The 20,522-nt window shown below is 71.1% G+C and carries 20 protein-coding genes; 3 read left to right on the top strand and 17 right to left on the bottom strand.

The window, feature by feature from the left end:
- The first annotated feature begins 109 nt into the window (after positions 1–109).
- On the top strand, positions 110–1,108 hold the full coding sequence (locus AB0N84_RS09880) for an ROK family protein (RefSeq protein WP_363545696.1): 999 nt from the start codon (positions 110–112) through the stop codon (positions 1,106–1,108).
- Positions 1,109–1,231: 123 nt separating this feature from the next.
- On the top strand, positions 1,232–1,786 hold the full coding sequence (locus tag AB0N84_RS09875) for a type IV toxin-antitoxin system AbiEi family antitoxin (protein WP_182047526.1): 555 nt from the start codon (positions 1,232–1,234) through the stop codon (positions 1,784–1,786).
- On the opposite strand, the gene AB0N84_RS09870 is transcribed toward AB0N84_RS09875, so the two are convergent.
- The 17 genes from AB0N84_RS09870 to ybaK form a co-directional block, all read right to left on the bottom strand.
- Positions 1,773–4,115 carry a bifunctional (p)ppGpp synthetase/guanosine-3',5'-bis(diphosphate) 3'-pyrophosphohydrolase gene (locus AB0N84_RS09870; protein WP_223246487.1) on the bottom strand — a complete coding sequence of 781 codons (2,343 nt, stop codon included), beginning with the start codon at positions 4,113–4,115 and terminating at the stop codon, positions 1,773–1,775. The genes AB0N84_RS09875 and AB0N84_RS09870 overlap by 14 nt on opposite strands.
- A gap of 48 nt (positions 4,116–4,163) precedes the next feature.
- Positions 4,164–4,511, bottom strand: a complete 348-nt coding sequence (locus tag AB0N84_RS09865; RefSeq protein ID WP_363545691.1) for a rhodanese-like domain-containing protein — start codon at positions 4,509–4,511, stop codon at positions 4,164–4,166.
- Entirely contained in the window at positions 4,511–5,515 is a 1,005-nt protein-coding gene (gene secF, locus AB0N84_RS09860) for a protein translocase subunit SecF (protein WP_182047524.1), read from the bottom strand. The genes AB0N84_RS09865 and secF overlap by 1 nt, the downstream gene beginning before the upstream one ends.
- Positions 5,515–7,266, bottom strand: a complete 1,752-nt coding sequence (gene secD, locus AB0N84_RS09855) for a protein translocase subunit SecD (RefSeq protein WP_182047523.1) — start codon at positions 7,264–7,266, stop codon at positions 5,515–5,517. Before secD ends, secF begins: the two co-directional genes overlap by 1 nt.
- A 94-nt stretch (positions 7,267–7,360) precedes the next feature.
- The gene (locus AB0N84_RS09850; protein ID WP_182047522.1) at positions 7,361–7,756 is read right to left on the bottom strand and encodes a preprotein translocase subunit YajC; all 396 of its coding nucleotides are present in this window, start codon (positions 7,754–7,756) and stop codon (positions 7,361–7,363) included.
- A gap of 177 nt (positions 7,757–7,933) precedes the next feature.
- Entirely contained in the window at positions 7,934–8,962 is a 1,029-nt protein-coding gene (gene ruvB, locus AB0N84_RS09845; RefSeq protein ID WP_182047521.1) for a Holliday junction branch migration DNA helicase RuvB, read from the bottom strand.
- The gene (gene ruvA / locus AB0N84_RS09840) at positions 8,959–9,579 is read right to left on the bottom strand and encodes a Holliday junction branch migration protein RuvA (protein WP_182047520.1); all 621 of its coding nucleotides are present in this window, start codon (positions 9,577–9,579) and stop codon (positions 8,959–8,961) included. Before ruvA ends, ruvB begins: the two co-directional genes overlap by 4 nt.
- Positions 9,580–9,589: 10 nt before the next feature.
- Complete coding sequence (ruvC, locus tag AB0N84_RS09835; protein WP_069710906.1) at positions 9,590–10,213, bottom strand: crossover junction endodeoxyribonuclease RuvC; 624 nt, start codon at positions 10,211–10,213, stop codon at positions 9,590–9,592.
- A gap of 3 nt (positions 10,214–10,216) precedes the next feature.
- A complete protein-coding gene (locus AB0N84_RS09830) occupies positions 10,217–10,981 on the bottom strand; it encodes a YebC/PmpR family DNA-binding transcriptional regulator (RefSeq protein WP_069710907.1) in 765 nt (254 codons plus the stop codon).
- A 126-nt stretch (positions 10,982–11,107) separates the two neighbouring features.
- Positions 11,108–11,701, bottom strand: a complete 594-nt coding sequence (gene pdxT, locus AB0N84_RS09825; protein WP_363545683.1) for a pyridoxal 5'-phosphate synthase glutaminase subunit PdxT — start codon at positions 11,699–11,701, stop codon at positions 11,108–11,110.
- Entirely contained in the window at positions 11,698–12,618 is a 921-nt protein-coding gene (gene pdxS / locus AB0N84_RS09820) for a pyridoxal 5'-phosphate synthase lyase subunit PdxS (RefSeq protein ID WP_363545680.1), read from the bottom strand. The genes pdxT and pdxS overlap by 4 nt, the downstream gene beginning before the upstream one ends.
- Before the next feature lie 12 nt (positions 12,619–12,630).
- A complete protein-coding gene (locus tag AB0N84_RS09815) occupies positions 12,631–13,269 on the bottom strand; it encodes an HIT domain-containing protein (protein ID WP_182047518.1) in 639 nt (212 codons plus the stop codon).
- Positions 13,269–15,257: a threonine--tRNA ligase gene (gene thrS, locus AB0N84_RS09810; RefSeq protein WP_363545767.1), complete on the bottom strand. Its 1,989-nt coding sequence runs from the start codon at positions 15,255–15,257 to the stop codon at positions 13,269–13,271. The genes AB0N84_RS09815 and thrS overlap by 1 nt, the downstream gene beginning before the upstream one ends.
- Positions 15,258–15,351: 94 nt before the next feature.
- Positions 15,352–15,894 carry an adenine phosphoribosyltransferase gene (locus AB0N84_RS09805; RefSeq protein WP_069710910.1) on the bottom strand — a complete coding sequence of 181 codons (543 nt, stop codon included), beginning with the start codon at positions 15,892–15,894 and terminating at the stop codon, positions 15,352–15,354.
- 217 nt (positions 15,895–16,111) lie between these two features.
- Positions 16,112–16,345: a hypothetical protein gene (locus AB0N84_RS09800; protein WP_363545676.1), complete on the bottom strand. Its 234-nt coding sequence runs from the start codon at positions 16,343–16,345 to the stop codon at positions 16,112–16,114.
- Positions 16,346–16,982: 637 nt separating this feature from the next.
- Positions 16,983–19,556 carry an ATP-dependent Clp protease ATP-binding subunit gene (locus AB0N84_RS09795; RefSeq protein ID WP_363545673.1) on the bottom strand — a complete coding sequence of 858 codons (2,574 nt, stop codon included), beginning with the start codon at positions 19,554–19,556 and terminating at the stop codon, positions 16,983–16,985.
- A gap of 119 nt (positions 19,557–19,675) precedes the next feature.
- A complete protein-coding gene (ybaK, locus tag AB0N84_RS09790; RefSeq protein ID WP_363545670.1) occupies positions 19,676–20,161 on the bottom strand; it encodes a Cys-tRNA(Pro) deacylase in 486 nt (161 codons plus the stop codon).
- 67 nt (positions 20,162–20,228) lie between these two features.
- Between ybaK and AB0N84_RS09785 the strand changes: the two genes are divergently transcribed.
- On the top strand, positions 20,229–20,519 hold the full coding sequence (locus AB0N84_RS09785) for a hypothetical protein (protein ID WP_363545667.1): 291 nt from the start codon (positions 20,229–20,231) through the stop codon (positions 20,517–20,519).
- Positions 20,520–20,522: the final 3 nt, after the last annotated feature.

Below are 20,522 nucleotides of genomic sequence, written 5' to 3'. Positions count from 1 at the left end.
CCGGACCAGCACCACCCAACCCGACCCCGTCGCCCGGGTCGGCACGCACCGACGCGTGGACGCGTCGGACAGCCGCACCGGGCCTCCAGACCGCCGCATCGGAGCGCGCATGTCCAGCACCGCACCCCAGTCCCCCTCGTCTCCGTCGTCCCCCTCGTCTCCGTCGTCCCCGTCGGGCTCGGCGCTCGCACTCGCCGTGGACCTCGGTGGCACCAAGGTCGAGGCGGCCTTCGTGACCGACCAGGGCGTCGTCGTGCCGGGCACCCGGCACCGCAGCCCGACCGGGCCGCAGCGGACGTCGGACGAGCTGCAGGCGGCGGTGGACGAGGTCGTCACCGCGACGCTCGCGACCCTGCCGACCGACGCGGTCCTCGTCGGCGTCGGCGTGGGGTCCGCCGGGCCGGTCGACGAGGAGCGGGGGCTCGTCTCCCCCCTCAACATGCCGGTCTGGCGCGGGTACCCGCTGCGTGACCGGATCGCCGCGCTCGTGCCGGACGGCGTCCCGGTGACGCTCCGGATGGACGGCCTCGCGATCACGCTCGCCGAGCACTGGGTCGGCGCCGCGCAGGGCTCGGACCACGTCATGGGCATGATCGTGTCGACGGGCGTCGGTGGCGGCCTCATCCTGCACGGCCGGACGGTCAGCGGTCCGACGGGCAACGCCGGCCACATCGGGCACGTCGAGTGCGGCGGGTTCGACGACCCCTGCGCCTGCGGCGGCACCGGCTGCCTCGAAGCGGTCGCCAGCGGCCCGAAGACCGTGGCCTGGGCGCAGCGTCAGGGCTTCGCCGGGACGACCGGCGAGGAGCTCTCCACCGCGTACGCCGTGGGCGACGAGATCGCGGTCGCTGCGGTTCGTCGCAGCGGTCGGGCCCTCGGACAGGCGATCGCGGCCGCGACCAGCCTGGTCGACCTCGAGGTCGTGGCCATCGGCGGCGGGTTCTCCCACGTCAGCCCGGACCTGTTCACGTACGCCCGGGAGGCCGTGGCCGAACGGGTCGAGTTCGGCTTCGTGACGAAGGTCCGGATCGTGCCGACCGGGCTCTCGCAGGACGGTCCGCTCATCGGCGCCGGCGCCCTGGTGCACCGCGCCGACGTCCTGCGCTGAGCGGGGCGGCAGGGCCGGACCGCGCCGACGTCCTGCGCTGAGCGAGACCTCGGGAATGCCGGACGTCCACCGACCTGTGCACAGGGCCCCCTGGACGCCCTGCCGGTCGGGCAGGATGAGCGGGTGCCGACCCCGCGCCTGCTGACCAGCGACGACTGGCCGGAGGCGGAGCTGCGCGCCGCGGTCCTCGCCGGCGAGCTCGTCGCCGTCGGACGGTGCTGGGCCTCCCCCGCCGAGCCGCAGGTCCCGGCGCTCCGGGCCGCTGCGCACGCGTGGCGGATCCCGGACCGGCGCCTGGTCGCGGGCGGGCGGTCCGCTGCCTGGATCTGGGGCGCGACGGCACGCGAGCCGGCCGTGCCCGAGGTCGTCGCACCGCCGAACCTGCGCGTGCGCGTCGACGCCGACGTCCGCCTGCGGGAGGTCCGGCTGGAGGACGGCGACGTGGTCGTGCTCGGGACCGTCCGGGTCACCACGCCGCTGCGGACCGCACTCGACCTGCTGCGTGCGCCGGGCCCGTTCGCCGCCGACGCGCGGGACTGCCTGCAGGGGCTCGTCGCGATCGGAGTGGTCGACCCCGATGCCGTCCGGGCGCGACTCGACGCGCTGGGGACGGTGCCGATGGTCCGTCAGGCGGCGCGGCGACTCGCGGAGGTGACGGGGCCGGTCAGCCGGCGCTGACCCGGTACACGTCGTACACGGCGTCGATGCGGCGCACCGCGTTGAGCACGCGGTCGAGGTGCGTCGTGTCGCCCATCTCGAACACGAAGCGGCTGAGCGCGAGCCGGTCGGACGACGTCGACACGGTCGCCGACAGGATGTTCACGTGGTGGTCGGTCAGCACACGCGTGACGTCGCTGAGGAGCCCCGACCGGTCGAGGGCCTCGATCTGGATCTGCACGAGGAAGACCGACTTTGACGACGGCGCCCACTCGACCTCGATCATCCGGTCCGGCTCGTTCATGAGCGACTTCACGTTGGTGCAGGACGCCTGGTGCACGGACACGCCCTGACCGCGGGTGATGAACCCGACGATCTGGTCGCCCGGCACCGGGGTGCAGCACTTCGCGAGCTTCACCAGGATGTCCGGCGCGCCGCGCACGAGCACGCCGCTGTCGCTGTTGCGCAGCTGTCGGCTCGTCACCTGGCGCGGGAACGCCAGCTCCGGCTCGTCGGTCTCCGACTCGGTCTGGACGTTGCCGAGCACCTTCTCGATGACCGACTGCGTGGAGACGTGCCCCTCGCCGACGGCCGCGTACAGCGCCGAGACGTCTTCGTACCGCATGGACGACGCCACCTCGGCGATGGAGTCCTGGCTCATGATGCGCTGGAGCGGGAGGTTCTGCTTCCGCATGGCCCGCGCGATCGCGTCGCGACCCTGCTCGATCGCCTCCTCGCGACGCTCCTTGGTGAACCACTGCTTGATCTTGTTGCGGGCCCGCGGGCTCCGCACGAAGGTCAGCCAGTCCTGGCTCGGCCCCGAGTCCGGGTTCTTTGACGTGAAGATCTCGACGACGTCACCGCTGGAGAGCGCGCTCTCGAGGGGCACGAGTCGACCGTTCACCTTCGCACCCATCGTGCGGTGCCCGATCTCCGTGTGCACCGCGTAGGCGAAGTCGACCGGGGTCGCGCCCGCCGGCAGGCCGATGACCTTGCCCTGCGGGGTGAAGACGTACGTCTCCTTGGCACCGATCTCGTACCGCAGCGAGTCGAGGAACTCCCCCGGGTCGCTCGTCTCGGCCTGCCAGTCGGTGATGTGGGCGAGCCACGCCATGTCCTGGTCGTCCGTCGTCGACGCGGTGTCGACGTCGCGTCCCGCTGCCCGCTGCTTGTACTTCCAGTGCGCCGCGACACCGAACTCGGCCCGCTGGTGCATCTCGTGCGTGCGGATCTGGATCTCCACGGCGCGACCCTGGGGCCCCAACACCGTCGTGTGCAGCGACTGGTACAGGTTGAACTTCGGCGTCGCGATGTAGTCCTTGAAGCGCCCCGGCAGCGGCGTCCAGCGCGCGTGCACCGAGCCGAGCATGGCGTAGCAGTCGCGGACGGTCGGCACGAGCACGCGGATCCCGACCAGGTCGTAGATCTCGTCGAACTCGCGCCCCCGCACGATCATCTTCTGGTAGATCGAGTAGTACTGCTTCGGCCGGCCCATGACCTCGCCGCGGACCTTCGCGGCCTTCAGGTCCTTCTTGAGCGTCCCGATGACGTTCTGCACGAACTGCTCGCGGCGCGGCTGCCGCTCCTTGACCAGGCTGTCGATCTCGACGTAGAGCTTCGGGTGCAGGACCGCGAACGACAGGTCCTCGAGCTCCAGCTTGATCATCTGGATGCCGAGTCGGTGCGCCAGGGGCGCGTAGATCTCGAGCGTCTCCTTGGCCTTCCGCGTGGCCGACGCGGACTCGACGAAGCCCCACGTGCGCGCGTTGTGCAGGCGGTCGGCGAGCTTGATGACCAGGACACGGATGTCCTTCGACATCGCGATGACCATCTTGCGGACGGTCTCGGCCTGCGCACTGTCGCCGTACTTGACCTTGTCGAGCTTCGTGACGCCGTCCACGAGCATGGCGATCTCGTCGCCGAAGTCGGCCCGGAGCTCGTCGAGCTGGTAGTCCGTGTCCTCCACCGTGTCGTGCAGCAGCGCGGCGGCGATCGTGATGGTGCCGATGCCGAGGTCGGCCAGGATCTGCGCCACCGCGACGGGGTGCGTGATGTACGGCTCGCCGGACTTGCGCTTCTGCCCGTCGTGGGCGCGCTCCGCGACCGAGTACGCACGCTCGATGAGCGTGACGTCGGCCTTGGGGTGGTGCGACCGCACGGTCCGGATGAGCGTGTCGACGGCGCCGGCGGGCTGCGCCCGCGAGAACAGGCGGGGCAGGAGGGACCGCAGGGAACCGAGGTTGCCGGTGGTCGTCGCGTTCAGCGGACTGGAGGGCCGTGGTGCGGAACCGGGACGGCTCGCGTCGGGCGACGGCGCACCCTGGGGCGAGGACTCACGGGTGTCCGTCATGGTGCGCCTCCAGTGCGGGTACGGTCCGGCAAGCCTACGCGCGTCCGGTCAGTGCTCGTGACGCGGTTCGCCCTGGGCGTCGCGCACGACCGGCTGGCCCGCCTGCTCCCAAGCGACCATGCCGCCGGTCAGGTTCACCGCGGAGACGCCGGACTGCTCGAGGGCGGCGACCACCCGGGCCGACCGCGCCCCGGAGTGGCAGACGACGATCGCGGGCTGGTCGCCACCGTCGATCTCCTGCCAGCGGGCGACGAGCTCGGACATCGGCACGAGCGTCGCCTCGGGGGCGTGCACCTCGTCCCACTCCCCCTGCTCGCGGACGTCGAACAGTCGGGCGCCCGCGTCCAGCCGACGACGTGCCTCGGCGACGTCGACGTCGTGCACCTCGACCGCCATCAGGCGACCTCGGCCGCGGCGTCGACCTCGCGCTGGCGCTTCTCGGCAGCGCGGGTCTTCCTCGCGTCGGCCTCCTTGACCTTCGGCTCGTTCTCCCGCAGGTGCGCGTACATCGGCGACGCGATGAAGATCGTCGAGTAGGTGCCGACGATGATGCCGATGAAGAGCGCGAGGGAGATGTCGCGGAGGGTGCCGGCGCCGAGCACGTACGATCCGATGAAGAGGATCGCGGCGACGGGCAGCAGCGCGACCACCGAGGTGTTGATCGAGCGGACGAGCGTCTGGTTCACCGCGAGGTTGACCGACTGCACGAAGGTGCGGTGCGACTCCTGCGCGGTGTTCTCGCGCACCTTGTCGAACACCACGACGGTGTCGTAGAGCGAGTATCCGAGGATCGTGAGGAAGCCGATCACCGCGGCCGGCGTCACCTCGAGCCCGACGATGCCGTAGACACCGGCGGTGATGAGCAGGTCGTGCAGCAGCGCGACCATGGCGGACACCGACATCTTCCAGGTGCGGAAGTACAGCGCCATGACGACGGCGGCCAGCGCCAGGAAGATCACGAGGCCGCGGATGGCCTGCGCGAGGACGTCCGCACCCCAGGTGGCACCGATGTAGGTCGAGGCGACCTGGTCGTCGGAGACACCGTAGGCCTGCGCGAGCGCGTCCTGCACGTCGCTCGTCTCACGGTCCGTCAGCTGCTCGGTCTGGACGCGGATGCCGTCCTGGCCGACCTGCGAGACGCGCGGGATGCCCTCGGGCACGATCGACTCGACCGTGCGGGTCGCGATGGACTGGTCGAGGTCCTTCGCGTTCGAGATCGTGAACTCGGAACCACCGGTGAACTCGATGCCGAGGTGGTAGCCGCCGCGGAGCCACGGCACCGCGAGCGAGACCACGATGGCGATGATCGCGACGAGGTACCAGGTCTTCCGGCGCCCGACGATGTCGTACGAGCGCTTGCCCGTGTAGAGGTCGCTGCCGAACTGGCTGAAGCTGGCCATCAGTCGTCCTTCCCGTCCGGCGTCGAGCCGTTGTCGCCGGAGGCCTGCTGGGCCTTCCGCTCTGCGATCGTCTGGCGGCGCTGGGCCTCGCCCGCACTCCGCTGGCGCTTGCCGTCGACGACCGGTGCGCGGAACTGCGCACGGCCGCGGTAGACGGCGCCGAGTGCGGACGGGTCGAGTCCGCTGAACCTGTGCCCCTCGCCGAAGAAGCGGCTGCGGGCGATGAGCTGCATCATCGGGTGCGTGAAGAGCACGACGACGACGATGTCGATCAGGGTGGTGAGGAGCAGCGTGAACGCGAAGCCCTTCACGTCGCTGACGGCCAGGATGTAGAGCACGACCGCGGCGAGGAAGTTGATCGAGTCGGACGCCAGGATCGTGCGGAGGGCCCGCCGCCACCCCGCCTCCACGGCGCTCTCGAGGCCGCGCCCGTCGCGCAGTTCGTCGCGGATGCGCTCGAAGTAGACGATGAACGAGTCCGCGGTGATGCCGATCGCGACGATCAGACCGGCAACGCCGGCGAGCGACAGGCGGTAGTCCACCCGCCACGACATGATCGCGATGACCAGGTAGGTCAGCACCGCGGCCACACCGAGCGACAGGACCGTCACGAACGCCAGTGCGCGGTACTGGATCACCGAGTAGATGACCACCAGGATCAGACCGATCAGACCGGCGACGAGACCGCCGACGAGCTGGGCGGTGCCGAGCGTCGCCGAGATGTTCTCGTTCGACTGCACCTGGAAGTTGATCGGCAGGGCACCGTACTTGAGCTGATCGGCGAGGGTCTTCGACGACTCGGCGGTGAAGCCACCCGTGATCTGCGCCTTGCCGTTGGTGATCGCGGCGTTGGCCGCCGGTGCCTGGATGACCGTGCCGTCGAGGACGATGGCGAACTGGTTCTGCGGCGGCTGGAGCTGCACGAGGCGACTCGTGACCTGACGGAAGTCGTCCGAGCTCTGCCCTCGGAAGGTCAGGTTGACCGCCCACTCACCGGTCGTCGCACCCTGACTGTCGGTGGCGAGGCCCGAGGTCGCGTTGCTGATGCCCGAACCGGAGACCTCGACGGGGCCGAGGATGTACTTGGCGGCACCGTCCTGGTCACACGTGACGAGCGGCTCGTCGTCCGGCGCCGCGGTGACGTCGTCCGGCGCAGCGCAGTTGTAGTTCGTGTACAGGTCCTGGAGCGCCGGGGTCACCTGCGCGAGGTCACTGCCGTTGGTCGGCTTCGTGCTCGGGGTGGCGTCGAGCGACGCGGGCGGCGAGTACGGCGTCGGCGAGGCGGTCTTGCCGTCGCTCCCGCCGACCGCCGAGTTCGTGGCGGCTTCCGTGTAGAGCACCGGGCGGAAGGTCAGCTTCGCCGCGGCCTCGATCCGGTCGATCGTCGCCTTGTCGGGCTTGCCCGGGATCGACACCACGATGTTGTTCGTGCCCTGCGTGTTGATCTGGGACTCGGAGACGCCGGTCGCGTTGATGCGCTGGCGGATGATGTTGACCGCCTGGTTCAACTGCTGCGAGGTGACGGAACCGCCCTCGGTGTTCTGCGCCGCGAGCGTCAGCTGCGTGCCGCCCTGCAGGTCGAGCGCCAACTCCGGGACCCAGCTCGCGCCGGCGAACCACTCGTTGGTGTCGTCCTTGCTGTTGGCGGCGAGCACCGACGCGGCGGTGTTCAGGCCCGCCAGGGCGGCCATGATGATCACCAACCAGGTGAGCGAGCGCAACGCCTTCTTGACGGGTGTCGATCGTGCCACCGGTCGTCTCGTCTTTCTGTTCAGGACCGACGGCGGCGAGGCCGGCGGCAGGAGGTGTGGTCGCCGGGTCGGTGGACCCGGCGACCGGGGAGCATCAGTCTTCGGTCTTGCGCTTCGCCGGGTCGACCTCGTCGACACGCTCGCCGTAGACCGGCTCACCGTTCAGCTCGGCGACCGGCTTCGGGGCGGTGGTCTCGTCGTCGGCCACGACGGCGGTCTCGACGTCGGACGCGTCCTCGTCGACCACGCGCGACAGGGTCTGGCGGTGCACCGTCACGACCGTGCCGGGAGCGACCTCGACGTCCGCCGTGACCTTGTCGTCGTCGACGGACACGAGCGTGCCGTAGAGGCCGAACGAGAGCATGACGCGGGAGCCCGGGACCATCTTCGTCTGGAGCTCCGCCTGCTGCTTCTTGCGCTTGCGGCTGCTGTAGAACATGAACGCGGCGAACGCCACGATGATGACGATGAGGAAGAGTGATTGGTCCATGGGGGCGGTGCCTTCTCTGGTTGCTCGGATCCAGCCGGAGCGGTCGCTGCTCGGCTTCGGGCCGTAGCAGTCTAGGGCACGGGTGTGTCCGTGATCGGGCAGGTCACCGTGAGCGTCCTGACCGACTGCGAGGGCCGGTCGGGCGAAATACCGTGTACCAGCGTACCGTACAGGCGATCACTCGTCGAACAGGCCGGGCTGTCCGGCGGTGCCGTCCCCCGGGGTCATGCCGAAGTGCCGCCACGCCTGCGGGGTGGCGATCCGGCCACGCGGTGTCCGGGTGACGAGGCCGACGCGCACGAGGAACGGCTCGACGACCGACTCGATCGTCTCGGACTCCTCGCCGACGGACACCGCGAGGGTGTTCAGCCCGACCGGTCCGCCGTCGAAGCGCGTCAGCATGGTCTCGACGACGGCGCGGTCGAGGCGGTCGAGGCCGAGGTCGTCGACGTCGTAGAGGTCGAGCGCGCCCTGCACGGCCGCCATGCCGTCCGTCGTGCGGTGCACGAGGGCGAAGTCGCGCACGCGTCGCAGCAGGCGGTTCGCGATGCGGGGTGTCCCGCGGGAACGACCCGCGATCTCCCGGAGCGCCGAGCGGTCGATCGCGAGCTCGAGCAGGTGGGCCGCACGGATGAGGACCTGCTCGAGTTCGTCCTTCTCGTAGAACTCCAGGTGGGCGGTGAACCCGAAGCGGTCGCGGAGCGGGTTCGGCAGGAGGCCGGCACGGGTGGTCGCGCCGACGAGGGTGAACGGTGCGAGGTCGAGGGGGATGCTCGTCGCACCGGCACCCTTGCCGACCATGACGTCGATGCGGAAGTCCTCCATCGCGAGGTAGAGCATCTCCTCCGCCGAACGCGCCATCCGGTGGATCTCGTCGATGAAGAGGACCTCGCCCGGAACGAGCGACGAGAGCACCGCGGCGAGGTCACCGGCGTGCTGGATCGCCGGTCCGCTCGACATGCGCAGCGGTCGGCCGGACTCGTGCGCGACGATCATCGCGAGCGTCGTCTTGCCGAGCCCGGGCGGACCGGCCATCAGGATGTGGTCCGGGGTCCGGTCCTGCAGCGCGGCGGCGCGGAGGAGCAGGTCGAGCTGCCCGCGGACCTTCCGCTGCCCGACGAACTCGTCGAGCGACTTCGGGCGGAGCGCCCCCTCGAAGGCGAGCTCCTCCTGCGACTCGGCGCCCGCGGACGTGATGCCGCTCACCGGCCGGCTCCGGCGGGACGCAGCGTCCCGAGTGCCGCACGGAGCAGGGCCTGGGTGCCCATCGCCGCCGCACCCGGGTCGCCGGCGACGACGGCGTCGACCGCGGACTGCGCCGCGTCCTCGCGCCAGCCGAGCCCGACGAGGGCTGTCACGACGTCGACCGCCGCGGGGTGGGCGGTCGCCGCACCGGCGGTGGTGGGGAGGGCTGCCTGCTCGAAGGCGACGAGCTTGCCGGAGAGTGCGACCGTGATGAGCTTGGCGGTCTTCGGGCCGATGCCCGAGACCTTGCGGAACGCGGCGTCGTCCTCGCTCGCGACGGCGTTCGCGACCTGTGCCGGGTCCATGTGGGCGAGGACGCCGAGCGCGGACTTCGGGCCGACGCCGGAGACGCTGCGCAGCAGGTCGAACACCTGCAGCGCATCGGTCGACTCGAAGCCGAACAGCTGCTGCTCGTCCTCGCGCACGATCATCGCCGTGCGCAGGAAGACCTCGGCGCCGTGCCGCATGGTGAGGGCGTGCGCGGGCGTGACCGTGACGGCGTAGCCCACTCCCCCGACCTCGATCACGACGGCCGATCCGGCGACGTCGATGCAGGTTCCCCGGAGGCTCGCGATCATGCCCACGAGCCTAGGGCCGCCCGCCGACGAAGCCGGACCGCCGCGCGGCCGCAGCCTCGGCGCGCGCGAGGGGCGTGTCGGCGGTGCCTGCCTGCGCGTCGCGCCACGCACGCTGCGCCGGGGTGAGCGTCGCCGGGCCGGGGCCGACCCGGTCGGGTGATCCGAGCCTCCAGGCATGGCACACGGCCAGGGCGAGCGCGTCCGCGGCGTCGGCGGGCTTCGGTGCCTCGTCGAGACCGAGCACGCGCGCGATCATCGTCTGCACCTGCCGCTTGTCCGCGTTGCCGTAGCCGGTGACGGCGGCCTTCACCTCGGACGGTGTGTGCAGACCGACGGGCAGGCCCCGGGCCGCTGCTGCGTGCAGCGCGAGCCCGGAGGCCTGTGCGGTCCCCATGACGGTCCGGACGTTCGCCTGCGCGAACACCCGCTCGACCGCGACGGCGTCCGGACGGTGCTCGTCGATCTCGGCCTCGATGCCCTGCGCGATGCGCAGCAGCCGCTGCTCGAGCGCCATGTCGGCCGGCGTGCGCACGACCGTGACGTGCACCAGCCGGGCCCGCCGGTTCGGTGCGACCTCGACCACGCCGACGCCGCACCGGGTGAGCCCGGGGTCGACCCCGAGCACCCGGAGCACCGGCTAGTCCTCGTCCTCGTCGAGCTCGGCCTGGACGTCCGCGGGGATGTCGAAGTTGGCGTAGACGTTCTGCACGTCGTCGCTGTCCTCGAGCGCGTCGATCAGCTTGAAGACCTTGCGCGCGGTGTCCGCGTCGACCGGGACCTTCACGCCGGGCACGAACTCGGCGTCGGCGGAGTCGTAGTCGATGCCGGCGTCCTGCAGCGCGGTGCGGGCCGCGACGAGGTCGCTCGCCTCGGTGATGACCTCGAAGCCGCCGCCCTGGTCGACGACGTCCTCGACACCCGCGTCGAGGACGGCCGTCATGACGGTGTCCTCGTCGAGCCCGTCGACCTTCGTCACCGAGATGACGCCCTTGCGCGAGAAGTTGTAGGCGACGCTGCCCGGGTCGGCCATGGTGCCGCCGTTGCGGGACATCGCCGTCCGGACCTCGGCCGCGGCGCGGTTCTTGTTGTCGGTGAGGCACTCGACGAGCATCGCGACGCCGTTCGGGCCGTAGCCCTCGTACATGATCGTCGTGTACTCGATCGACTCACCGGTCAGGCCGGCGCCGCGCTTGATGGCGCGGTCGATGTTGTCGTTCGGCACCGAGGTCTTCTTGGCCTTCTGCACGGCGTCGACCAGCGTCGGGTTGCCCGACAGGTCGGCACCGCCCATCTTGGCGGCCACCTCGATGTTCTTGATGAGCTTGGCGAACGACTTCGCACGGCGCTGGTCGATGACCGCCTTCTTGTGCTTGGTCGTTGCCCACTTGGAATGCCCGGACACGGTGCTCCTTGGTCTCGCTGAAGATCCGGATCAGTTTACCGGCCCGGGAGGCACGGTGCCGCCCCGGCGCGCTGGTCGCGTGCAGCGTGTGGTCGGGGCGCGGCGGGGCAGGCGGAGCGGACCAGGTCAGGCGGAGCGGACCAGGTCGAGGAAGCGCCGGTGGAAGCGGTCCTCGCCGGCGACCTCGGGGTGGAACGCACTCGCGATGACGTTGTCCTGCTGCACCGCGACCACCTGGCCGTCGGACAACGCGCCGAGCACCTGCACCCCGTCGCCGTGCTCTTCCACCACGGGCGCACGGATGAACACCGCGTGCACGGGGGCGTCGCCGAGCGCCGGCATCGGGATGTCGGTCTCGAACGAGTCGTTCTGGCTGCCGAACGCGTTCCGCCGCACCGTGGTGTCGAGGACGTCGAGCGTCTGCTGCCCGGGGATGCCCGCGGCGATGCGCGAGGACAGCATGATCATGCCCGCGCACGTGCCGTACGTGGGGAGTCCGCCGCGGATCGCCGCCGACAGCGGTCCGGCCACGCCGAACGCACGGGACAGCTTGTCCATGACGCTCGACTCGCCGCCGGGGATCACGACGCCGTCGAGCGCCGCGATCTCCTCCGGCCGCCGGAGCGGCACGACGTCCGCGTCGAGCTCCGTCAGCGAGGCGATGTGCTCGCGGAAGTCACCCTGCAGCGCCAGGACCCCGATGCGGGGCCGGACGCTCACCAGCCGCGCTCGGCGAGGCGGTGCGGTGCGGGGACGTCGGCGACGTTGATGCCGACCATCGCCTCGCCCAGCCCGCGGGAGACCTCCGCGATGACCTTCGGGTCGTCGTGGAAGGTGACGGCCTTGACGATGGCGGCGGCGCGCTTCGCAGGGTCGCCCGACTTGAAGATGCCGGAGCCGACGAACACGCCGTCCGCGCCGAGCTGCATCATCATCGCGGCGTCGGCCGGGGTGGCGACACCACCGGCGGTGAAGAGCACGACCGGGAGCTTGCCCGTCTGCGCGACCTCCTTGACCACGTCGAACGGGGCCTGGAGCTCCTTGGCCGCGACGTAGAGCTCGTCCTCCTTGAGGTACCGCAGCGCCGCGATCTCCTTCGAGATGGTGCGGATGTGCTTCGTGGCCTCGGACACGTCGCCCGTACCGGCCTCGCCCTTGGAGCGGATCATCGCCGCACCCTCGGTGATGCGGCGGAGCGCCTCGCCCAGGTTGGTGGCACCGCAGACGAACGGCGTGGTGAAGTTCCACTTGTCGATGTGGTTGACGTAGTCGGCCGGCGAGAGGACCTCGGACTCGTCGATGTAGTCGACGCCGAGCTCCTGCAGGACCTGCGCCTCGACGAAGTGACCGATGCGGGCCTTCGCCATGACCGGGATCGACACCGCGGCGATGATCTCCTCGATCATCGACGGGTCGGACATGCGGGCGACACCGCCCTGCGCGCGGATGTCGGCAGGGACGCGCTCGAGCGCCATGACGGCGGTCGCGCCCGCTTCTTCCGCGATGCGGGCCTGCTCGGCGTCGATGACGTCCATGATGACGCCACCCTTGAGCATCTCCGCGAGGCCGCGCTTGACGCGGTCGGAGCCGGTGATCGAGGTGCCGTTGGTGCTCGGGGTGCTGGTGCTGTCGCTCATGATGCCGACAGTCTAGTCCGCGGCGGGCCAGCCCTCGGCGACGAGTCGGCGGGTGTCACCGAGCAGCTGGGACATCGACTTCGTCCGCGCGATGATCGGGAAGAAGTTCGAGTCCGAGGCCCACCGCGGCACGATGTGCTGGTGCAGGTGCGCGGCCACACCGGCTCCGGCGACCTCGCCCTGGTTCATCCCGATGTTGAAGCCGTCGCAGTGCGACACCGCCCGCAGGACGCGCATCGCCGTCTGCGTCAGTTCCGCCATCTCGCGGGTCTCCTCCGGCGTCGCCTCGTCGTAGAGCGGGACGTGCCGGTAGGGGCAGACGAGCAGGTGCCCGTTGTTGTACGGGAAGAGGTTGAGCAGCACGTAGGCGTGCGCACCGCGGGCGACGATCAGGCCGTCCTCGTCGGACATGCCCGGGGCGGCGCAGAACGGGCAGTCATCGTCGTGCCCGCGCCCCACGCCTTCCCGACCGGCGTCGATGTAGGCCATCCGGTGCGGGTTCCAGAGGCGCTGGAAGGCGTCCGGCACGGCGGCGCCGGTCGCGGCGTCGCGGATCACCAACCGCTCGTCGGCGGCCTCGGAACCGGCCACGTCGACGACGTGACCGGTCCCCGGGACCTGCTCCGGGCCTCCCGGCCGTTCCTGGTCCATCAGACCTGCGCGCGGTCGCGGATCGCGGTGAGGATGCGGTCCACCGCCTCGTCCACCGGCACGCCGTTGTCCTGGCGACCGTCGCGGAAGCGGAACGACACCGCACCGGCGTCGCGGTCGTCACCGCCCGCGATGAGCTGGAACGGCACCTTGGCCTTGGTGTGCGTGCGGATCTTCTTCTGCATGCGGTCGTCCGAGTGGTCGACCTCGGCGCGGACGCCGTGCGCGCGCAGCTTCGCGACGACCTCGTCGAGGTAGTCGCCGTACTCGGCCGCGACCGGGATCGCGACGACCTGCACCGGGGAGAGCCACGCCGGGAACGCGCCCGCGTAGTGCTCGGTGAGGACGCCGAAGAAGCGCTCGATCGAGCCGAACAGGGCACGGTGGATCATCACCGGGCGCTGCCGGGAGCCGTCCGGTGCCGTGTACTCGAGCTCGAAGCGCTCCGGCAGGTTGAAGTCGAGCTGCACGGTCGACATCTGCCACGTGCGGCCGATCGCGTCGCGGGCCTGCACCGAGATCTTCGGGCCGTAGAAGGCCGCGCCGGCGGGGTCCGGGACGAGCTCGAGGCCCGACTCCTCGGCGACCTCGCGCAGGGTGTTCGTCGCGACCTCCCACACGTCGTCGTCGCCGACGTACTTCTCCGGGTCCTTCGTGGAGAGCTCGAGGTAGAAGTCGTCGAGGCCGTAGTCGCGGAGCAGCGACAGCACGAACTGGAGGGTCGTGGTCAGCTCCTCCTTCATCTTCTCCTGCGTGGTGAAGATGTGGGCGTCGTCCTGCGTCATGCCGCGCACGCGGGTCAGGCCGTGGATCACGCCGGACTTCTCGTTGCGGTAGACCGTGCCGAACTCGAACATCCGCAGCGGCAGGTCGCGGTAGGACCGGGCCTGCGAGCGGTACGCCAGGATGTGCATCGGGCAGTTCATCGGCTTGAGGTAGTAGTCCGCCCCCTGCCGCGTGACGTTGCCGTCCTCGTCGCGGGCCTCGTCCATGTGCATGGCCGGGAACATGCCGTCCTTGTACCAGCCGAGGTGACCGGACTGCTCGAACAGGTCGCCCTTGGTGATGTGCGGCGTGTAGACGAAGGAGTAGCCCTCCTGCTCGTGCCGACGGCGCGAGTAGTCCTCCATCTCGCGGCGGATGATGCCGCCCTTCGGGTGGAAGATCGCCAGGCCCGAACCGATCTCGTCCGGGAACGAGAACAGGTCGAGCTCGGCGCCGAGCTTGCGGTGGTCGCGCTTCGCAGCCTCTTCGAGACGGAGCTGGTACGCCTTGAGCTGGTCCTTGTCCGGCCACGCCGTGCCGTAGATGCGCTGCAGCTGCGGGTTCTTCTCCGAGCCGCGCCAGTACGCCGCCGCGACGCGCATGAGCTTCGAGGCGTTGCCGATCCACCGGGTGTGCGGGACGTGCGGGCCGCGGCAGAGGTCCTGCCAGACGACCTCGCCCGACTTCGGGTCGACGTTCTCGTAGACCGTCAGCTCGCCGGCGCCGACCTCGACGCTCTCACCGGAGTCGCCCTCGTCCGCGGCGCCCTTGAGGCCGATGAGCTCCTGCTTGAAGGGCTCCCCCGCCATCCGCTCGCGTGCTTCGTCGTCGGTGACGACGACGCGACGGAAGCGCTGGGCCTGCCGGATGATCCGGTCCATGCCCTTCTCGATCGCCTTGAGGTCCTCCGGCGTGAACGGCTCGGCGACGTCGAAGTCGTAGTAGAAGCCGTCGGTCACGGGCGGCCCGATGCCGAGCTTGGCGTCCGGGTTGATCTGCTGCACGGCCTGCGCGAGCACGTGCGCGGCCGAGTGGCGGAGGATGTCGAGGCCGTCCTGCTCCTGCAGGGTGACCGCCTCGGCCGTCTCGCCGTCCTGCACCGCCGCGTCGAGGTCCTTCAGGACGCCGCCGACGCGGATCGCGACCACGCCACGCTCGCCGTCGAAGAGCTCGGTGCCCGTCGTGGTCGTCGTCGCGGTGCGGGGCTCGGGTGCCTGGGGCAGGTCTGCGGGCGCTGGTGCGACTGACTCGGTCACGATCGTGGTGCTCCTCGGTTGGTTCAGGGGTGGGTCAAGACTAGTGCGCGGCGGCGGACGCTCAGGCGGGGACGCGGCCGAGTGTGGTGACGGGCAGGCGGGGCTCGAGGCGCTCGCGACCGGCGAGTCCGTCGAGCTCGAGCAGCGACGCGAAGCCGACCGCCTCGTACCCCGCGCGCTCGAGCAGCGTGACGGTCGCCGCCGCGGTGCCGCCGGTGGCGAGGACGTCGTCGACGACGAGCACCCGCGTGCCCTGCGGCAGCTGCCCCGGGCGGAGTTCGAGCTCGGCCTCGCCGTACTCGAGCGCGTACTGCTCGCTGAGGACCTCGCCGGGGAGCTTGCCGGCCTTGCGGACGGTCAGCACACCGACCTGGTGCTGCGCCGCGATGCCGCCGGCGAGGGCGAAGCCGCGCGCCTCGATGCCGGCGACGGCCTGGAACCCGCCGCCGATCGCGAACGGCGCCGCGAGGGCCTCGCACACGCGGCCGAAGGCCACGGGGTCCGAGAAGACCGGCGTCACGTCGCGGAAGAGGATGCCCGGCTTCGGGAAGTCCGGGACGACGGCGGTGAGGCGTTCGACGAGTGCAGCTGCGGTTTCGGTCACCGGACAACGGTACGGGAGGCACGGGGTGCGTCGTGCGCACCGTCTCCGGTCCGCGCCGGGCCGCCCCCTCGCCGCGTGGCCGGCCCCCACCGTCGAACCACGGAACCGACGTCGAACCAGGCGGGTGACCTGGTTCGACGTCGGTTCCGTGGTTCGATCACGGCGGCGACGAGCGCGGCGGTCGCGGGCGGGCGGGCGGGCTGGGCGCTGCGCCGCGTCAGCGCCAGAGGCGCATCGCGGCGCCCTGCGTGAGCCAGTCGAGCTCGCGCTCGTACCGCTCGCGTTCGAGCCGCTGACGGGTCGCGAGGTCGACCGAGGGGCGGACGTGGTGCGTCCGACGACTCCAGATGATCAGCGACATGCCGATCCGGAGGGCGATGCGGTCGGCGAGCGTGACCCGGCTGCGCACCGCGCGGGTGCCGGGGGGACGGACGTCGGTGTCGTTCGACACGGTGGTGCCTTTCGTGGGTGCCCGAGGGCATGACGGAGAACCCGACCACCGAGCGCACGAATGCGTCGGGAACGGGTCAGCGAGATCGCCCGGAGAATGCGGGCGAGAATGACCGCAGGGCGCGCAGGAATGCGCACGGCTGCATTGTCGGTGACCGGTTGCGGTCACCGTGTGGAGTCGTCGCGCGAGACGTCCGCCGCTCGCGGTCCGACCTCGGCGCACGCGCACCGTGCCCGGTCGGCCGCCGTCAGCAGGACGGACGACCGCGGACGGCACGGTGTGTGCGGCCCGTCACAGCGGGGCTGTGCGGGCACGACCGGAGCGGCACCACGTCAGGGGTGCGACGACCTCGGTCGGTCGAGGGAGGACGGCTGGAGCGGGACGTCCCGCGTCAGTGCGAACGGAGCGGGGTGCCGTCGATCGCGCGGACTCCACGGAACGGGTTCATCGCGGTGATCATCATTGTCGGCCCCCTCTCGGTCTCGTACAGCCGGTGATGCTCGTGAACACTATCGGCGTCGGGAATGCGAGCGCAACCCTTTCTTCCCACATTTCTGGAATTGCATCGCAGAACACGCGGACGCAGCACGGCCCCGGTACCGCTGGGGTACCGGGGCCGTGCTGCGCGTGGTTGCGGTTAGACCGTTGCCGCGGCGGATGCGCGGGCCACGAGCCCGCCGTCCTCGACGTCGATCCGGACGGTGTCACCGTCGTGCGCCTGCTCGTCCACCACCAGGGTCGCGATGCGGTCGTCGACCTCGCGCTGGATCAGCCGCCGGAGCGGGCGGGCGCCGTACTCCGGCTCGTAGCCGTGCTCGGCGAGCCAGTCGGTCGCGGCGTCCGACACCGACAGGGTCATGCCCTGCGCGAGGAGCCGGAGCGCGGTGTCCTGCAGCAGCAGGTCGACGATCGACCGGAGCTGTCCGCGCTCGAGCTTGCGGAACAGCACGATGTCGTCGATCCGGTTGATGAACTCCGGACGCATCGACTCGCGCAGCCGGCCCATGACTCGGGCACGCAGGTCGTCCTCGGAGTAGCCGCCGTCTGCCGATGCCGAGAACCCGAGGGCCCCGGAGCGGGACGCGAGGAACTCCGACCCGATGTTCGACGTCATGATGACGACCGTGTTGCGGAAGTCGACCGTGCGCCCCTGCCCGTCGGTGAGCCGTCCGTCGTCCAGCACCTGCAGCAGCAGGTTGAAGACGTCGGGGTGGGCCTTCTCGACCTCGTCGAGCAGGATCACCGAGTACGGGTTGCGACGGACGCGCTCCGTGAGCTGCCCGGCCTCGTCGTAGCCGACGTACCCGGGAGGGGCACCGACCAGGCGGGACACGGTGTGCCGTTCGCCGAACTCGCTCATGTCGAAGCGGAGCATGGCGGACTCGTCGCCGAACAGCGACCCGGCGAGGGCCTTCGCGAGCTCGGTCTTGCCGACGCCCGTCGGGCCGAGGAACAGGAAGCTGCCGACCGGGCGACGCGGGTCGCCCATGCCGGTGCGGCTGCGCCGGACCGCGGTCGCGACGGCGCGCACGGCGTCGTCCTGGCCGACGACGCGCTCGTGGAGCTCGTCCTCGAGGGAGGCGAGCCGGGAGCGGTCGCCCTGCGTCAGGCGCGTCGCGGGGATGCCGGTGGCGCGCGACACCACCTCGGCGATGTCGGCCTCCGTGATCGTGCGGTCGGCGGGGGTCGGACGGGAGGCGCTGCTTCCGTCACCCGAGGAGACTGCGGTGATCCGCGCCTCCAGTCCGTCGATCTCGTCGCGCAGGCGCGACGCCTCCTCGTACCGCTCGTCGGCCACCGCGCGGTCCTTGTCGGCCTGCAGCTCGGCGACCTGGTCGCGGAGCGCCTCGGTGTCGACGTCGCCCGACAGGGCGAGACGACGACGGGCGCCCGCCTGGTCGACGAGGTCGATGGCCTTGTCCGGCAGGTGCCGGTCCGTGACGTAGCGGTGCGAGAGCTCGACCGCGGCGCGGAGGGCCTCGGGCGTGTACTCGACGTCGTGGTGCTCGGCGTACCGAGGGGCGAGCCCACCGAGGATCGCGACGGCGTCCTCGACGCTCGGCTCCCCCACCGTGACCGGCTGGAAGCGACGCTCGAGCGCGGCGTCCTTCTCGATGCGCCGGTACTCGTTCAGGGTCGTCGCGCCGACCAGGTGCAGGTCGCCGCGCGCCAGTCGGGGCTTGAGGATGTTGCCGGCGTCCATCGAGCCGCCCTCGCCGCCGCCGCCCGCACCGACGACCGTGTGGAGCTCGTCGACGAACACGATGAGCTCGTCGGCGTGTGCCGCGATCTCGTCCATCGCCTTCGTCAGGCGCTCCTCGAAGTCACCGCGGTAGCGGGTGCCGGCGAGCATGCCGGGCAGGTCGAGGGCGACCACGCGCTTGCCCTGCAGGAGGACGGGCACGTCGCCGTCGGCGATGCGCTGCGCGAGGCCCTCGACGATGGCCGTCTTGCCGACACCGGGCTCACCGATGAGGACGGGGTTGTTCTTCGTGCGACGGAGCAGGATCTCGACCGTCTGCTCGATCTCGTCGGCACGGCCGATCACCGGGTCGATGCGACCGTCGCGGGCGCGCTCGGTGAGATCGGTGCCGAACTGGTCGAGCGTCGGGGTGTCGCTCTCGGTCGTCGTGGTGTCGGGCATCGGGCGCCCCTCTCGTGCTGCTGCCGCGGCCTGCTGGGCGAAGTCCTGCACGGCCTGCGGGGTGACACCGGCGCTCGCGAGCAGCTGCCCGGCGACGGTGTCCTGGTCGGTGACGAGCGCGAAGAAGACGTGCTCGGGGTCGGTGTAGGTGCTGCCGAAGCCCTTGGCGGCCTGGGTCGCCTCGAGCAGGATCCGCTGCGCGGTGCCGGTCAGCGTCGGGCGCCCCTCGACGGGCTCGTCGGTCGGGGCGGGGAGGCGCTCCTCGACCTCGGCGGCGAAGCGCTCGGGGTCGACGCCGGCGTGGCGGAGCACCGCGGCGAAGGGGTCGGCGCCCACGAGCACGTGCAGGACGTGCAGGGCGTCGATCTCGCGCTGCCCCTGCGATGCCGCGTACTCGGCGGTGCGCTTGAGCAGGTCGTGCGTGCGGCGGCTGAGCAGCCGCGTGATGTCGACCGGTCGCCCGAACGGTACGGACCGCTGGGCGCCGGACTGCTGTGCCGCGAGCAGGCGGGCGAGGAACGCGTCGAACGCGTCGCTGCTGCCGGTCGGGCCGAACGTCTCTGGCAACGGGACCTCCTGGGGAACTTGAGTGCCTTCGACTCAATGCAACGCAGGAGGCGCCGGGTCATTCCCGGGAGGTGGAAGAAGTTGCGTCGGCTCGACTCAGGTCCGCGCTGGGGTCCTGTTCAGGTCCGCGCGATGGCCGCGGTCGAGGCGTCGGTGACGCGGACGAGGTCGGTCGGAGCGACCTCGATGTCGAACCCGCGACGGCCTCCGGAGACGAAGATGCTCGGGTAGGTCAGCGCCGACTCGTCGACGACCGTGCGGAGCGCAGTCTTCTGCCCGACCGGACTGATCCCGCCGACGACGTACCCGGTCCGCTTCTCGGCGAGGGCCGGCTGCGCCAGCGTCGCCTTCTTGCCGCCCAGGGCTGCGGCGATCGCCTTGAGGTCGAGTCGGTTCGCGACGGGGACGACCGCGACCGCGAGCTGCCCGTCGACCGAGACCACCAGGGTCTTGAAGACCTGCTCCTCGCGGAGGCCGAGCGCCGCGGCTGCTTCCTCGCCGAAGTTCGTCGCCGTCTCGTGGTGCTCGTAGACGTGCGGCGTGAACGGGATCCCCGCCCGCTCGAGGGCGAGGGTCGCTGGGGTGCTCGGCGATCCTGCGGTCATGCCTGTGATCCTGCCCGTCCACACCCGACGGTCCGCCGCGGCACGCGGGCGTTACGCTGAACCGACCATGACCGTCATCGAGCTCCTGCTGCGTGCCGTCGCCGCGCTCCAGCTCGGTGACGCCTCGGTGGCCTCCCCCGCGCCGCTGCTCGCCGTCGCCGCCCTCGGCCTGGCGGCGGTGGCCGCGACGGTCCTCGTCGTCCGCGTGCTCGCCACGGTGCTCGGGCTCGACGTCGACCCGACCGCCGACGGCCGGCCGAGGGAGGCCGTCGAACGGCCGACGCGGATCGGGTGGCGGCACCCGGACGCCGATGGTCACGTGCGGTCGCGAGCGCCGGGCGCGGTGACGCCGCCCTGACCA

This window comes from Curtobacterium sp. NPDC089185, assembly GCF_040685235.1.
Taxonomy (GTDB): Bacteria; Actinomycetota; Actinomycetes; order Actinomycetales; family Microbacteriaceae; genus Curtobacterium; species Curtobacterium citri.
The sequence above is the reverse complement of the archived record's forward strand: the minus strand, read 5'-3'. Positions and strand labels throughout refer to the sequence as shown.

Excerpts from the sequence above, each read along its gene's own strand:
- AB0N84_RS09880 (WP_363545696.1), top strand. The coding sequence starts at position 110 with ATGTCCAGCACCGCACCCCAGTCCCCCTCGTCTCCGTCGTCCCCCTCG.
- AB0N84_RS09870 (WP_223246487.1), bottom strand. The coding sequence starts at position 4,115 with ATGACGGACACCCGTGAGTCCTCGCCCCAGGGTGCGCCGTCGCCCGAC.
- AB0N84_RS09865 (WP_363545691.1), bottom strand. The coding sequence starts at position 4,511 with ATGGCGGTCGAGGTGCACGACGTCGACGTCGCCGAGGCACGTCGTCGG.
- secF (WP_182047524.1), bottom strand. The coding sequence starts at position 5,515 with ATGGCCAGCTTCAGCCAGTTCGGCAGCGACCTCTACACGGGCAAGCGC.
- AB0N84_RS09850 (WP_182047522.1), bottom strand. The coding sequence starts at position 7,756 with ATGGACCAATCACTCTTCCTCATCGTCATCATCGTGGCGTTCGCCGCG.
- ruvA (WP_182047520.1), bottom strand. The coding sequence starts at position 9,579 with ATGATCGCGAGCCTCCGGGGAACCTGCATCGACGTCGCCGGATCGGCC.
- pdxS (WP_363545680.1), bottom strand. The coding sequence starts at position 12,618 with ATGAGCGACAGCACCAGCACCCCGAGCACCAACGGCACCTCGATCACC.
- AB0N84_RS09815 (WP_182047518.1), bottom strand. The coding sequence starts at position 13,269 with ATGGACCAGGAACGGCCGGGAGGCCCGGAGCAGGTCCCGGGGACCGGT.
- ybaK (WP_363545670.1), bottom strand. The coding sequence starts at position 20,161 with ATGACCGCAGGATCGCCGAGCACCCCAGCGACCCTCGCCCTCGAGCGG.
- AB0N84_RS09785 (WP_363545667.1), top strand. The coding sequence starts at position 20,229 with ATGACCGTCATCGAGCTCCTGCTGCGTGCCGTCGCCGCGCTCCAGCTC.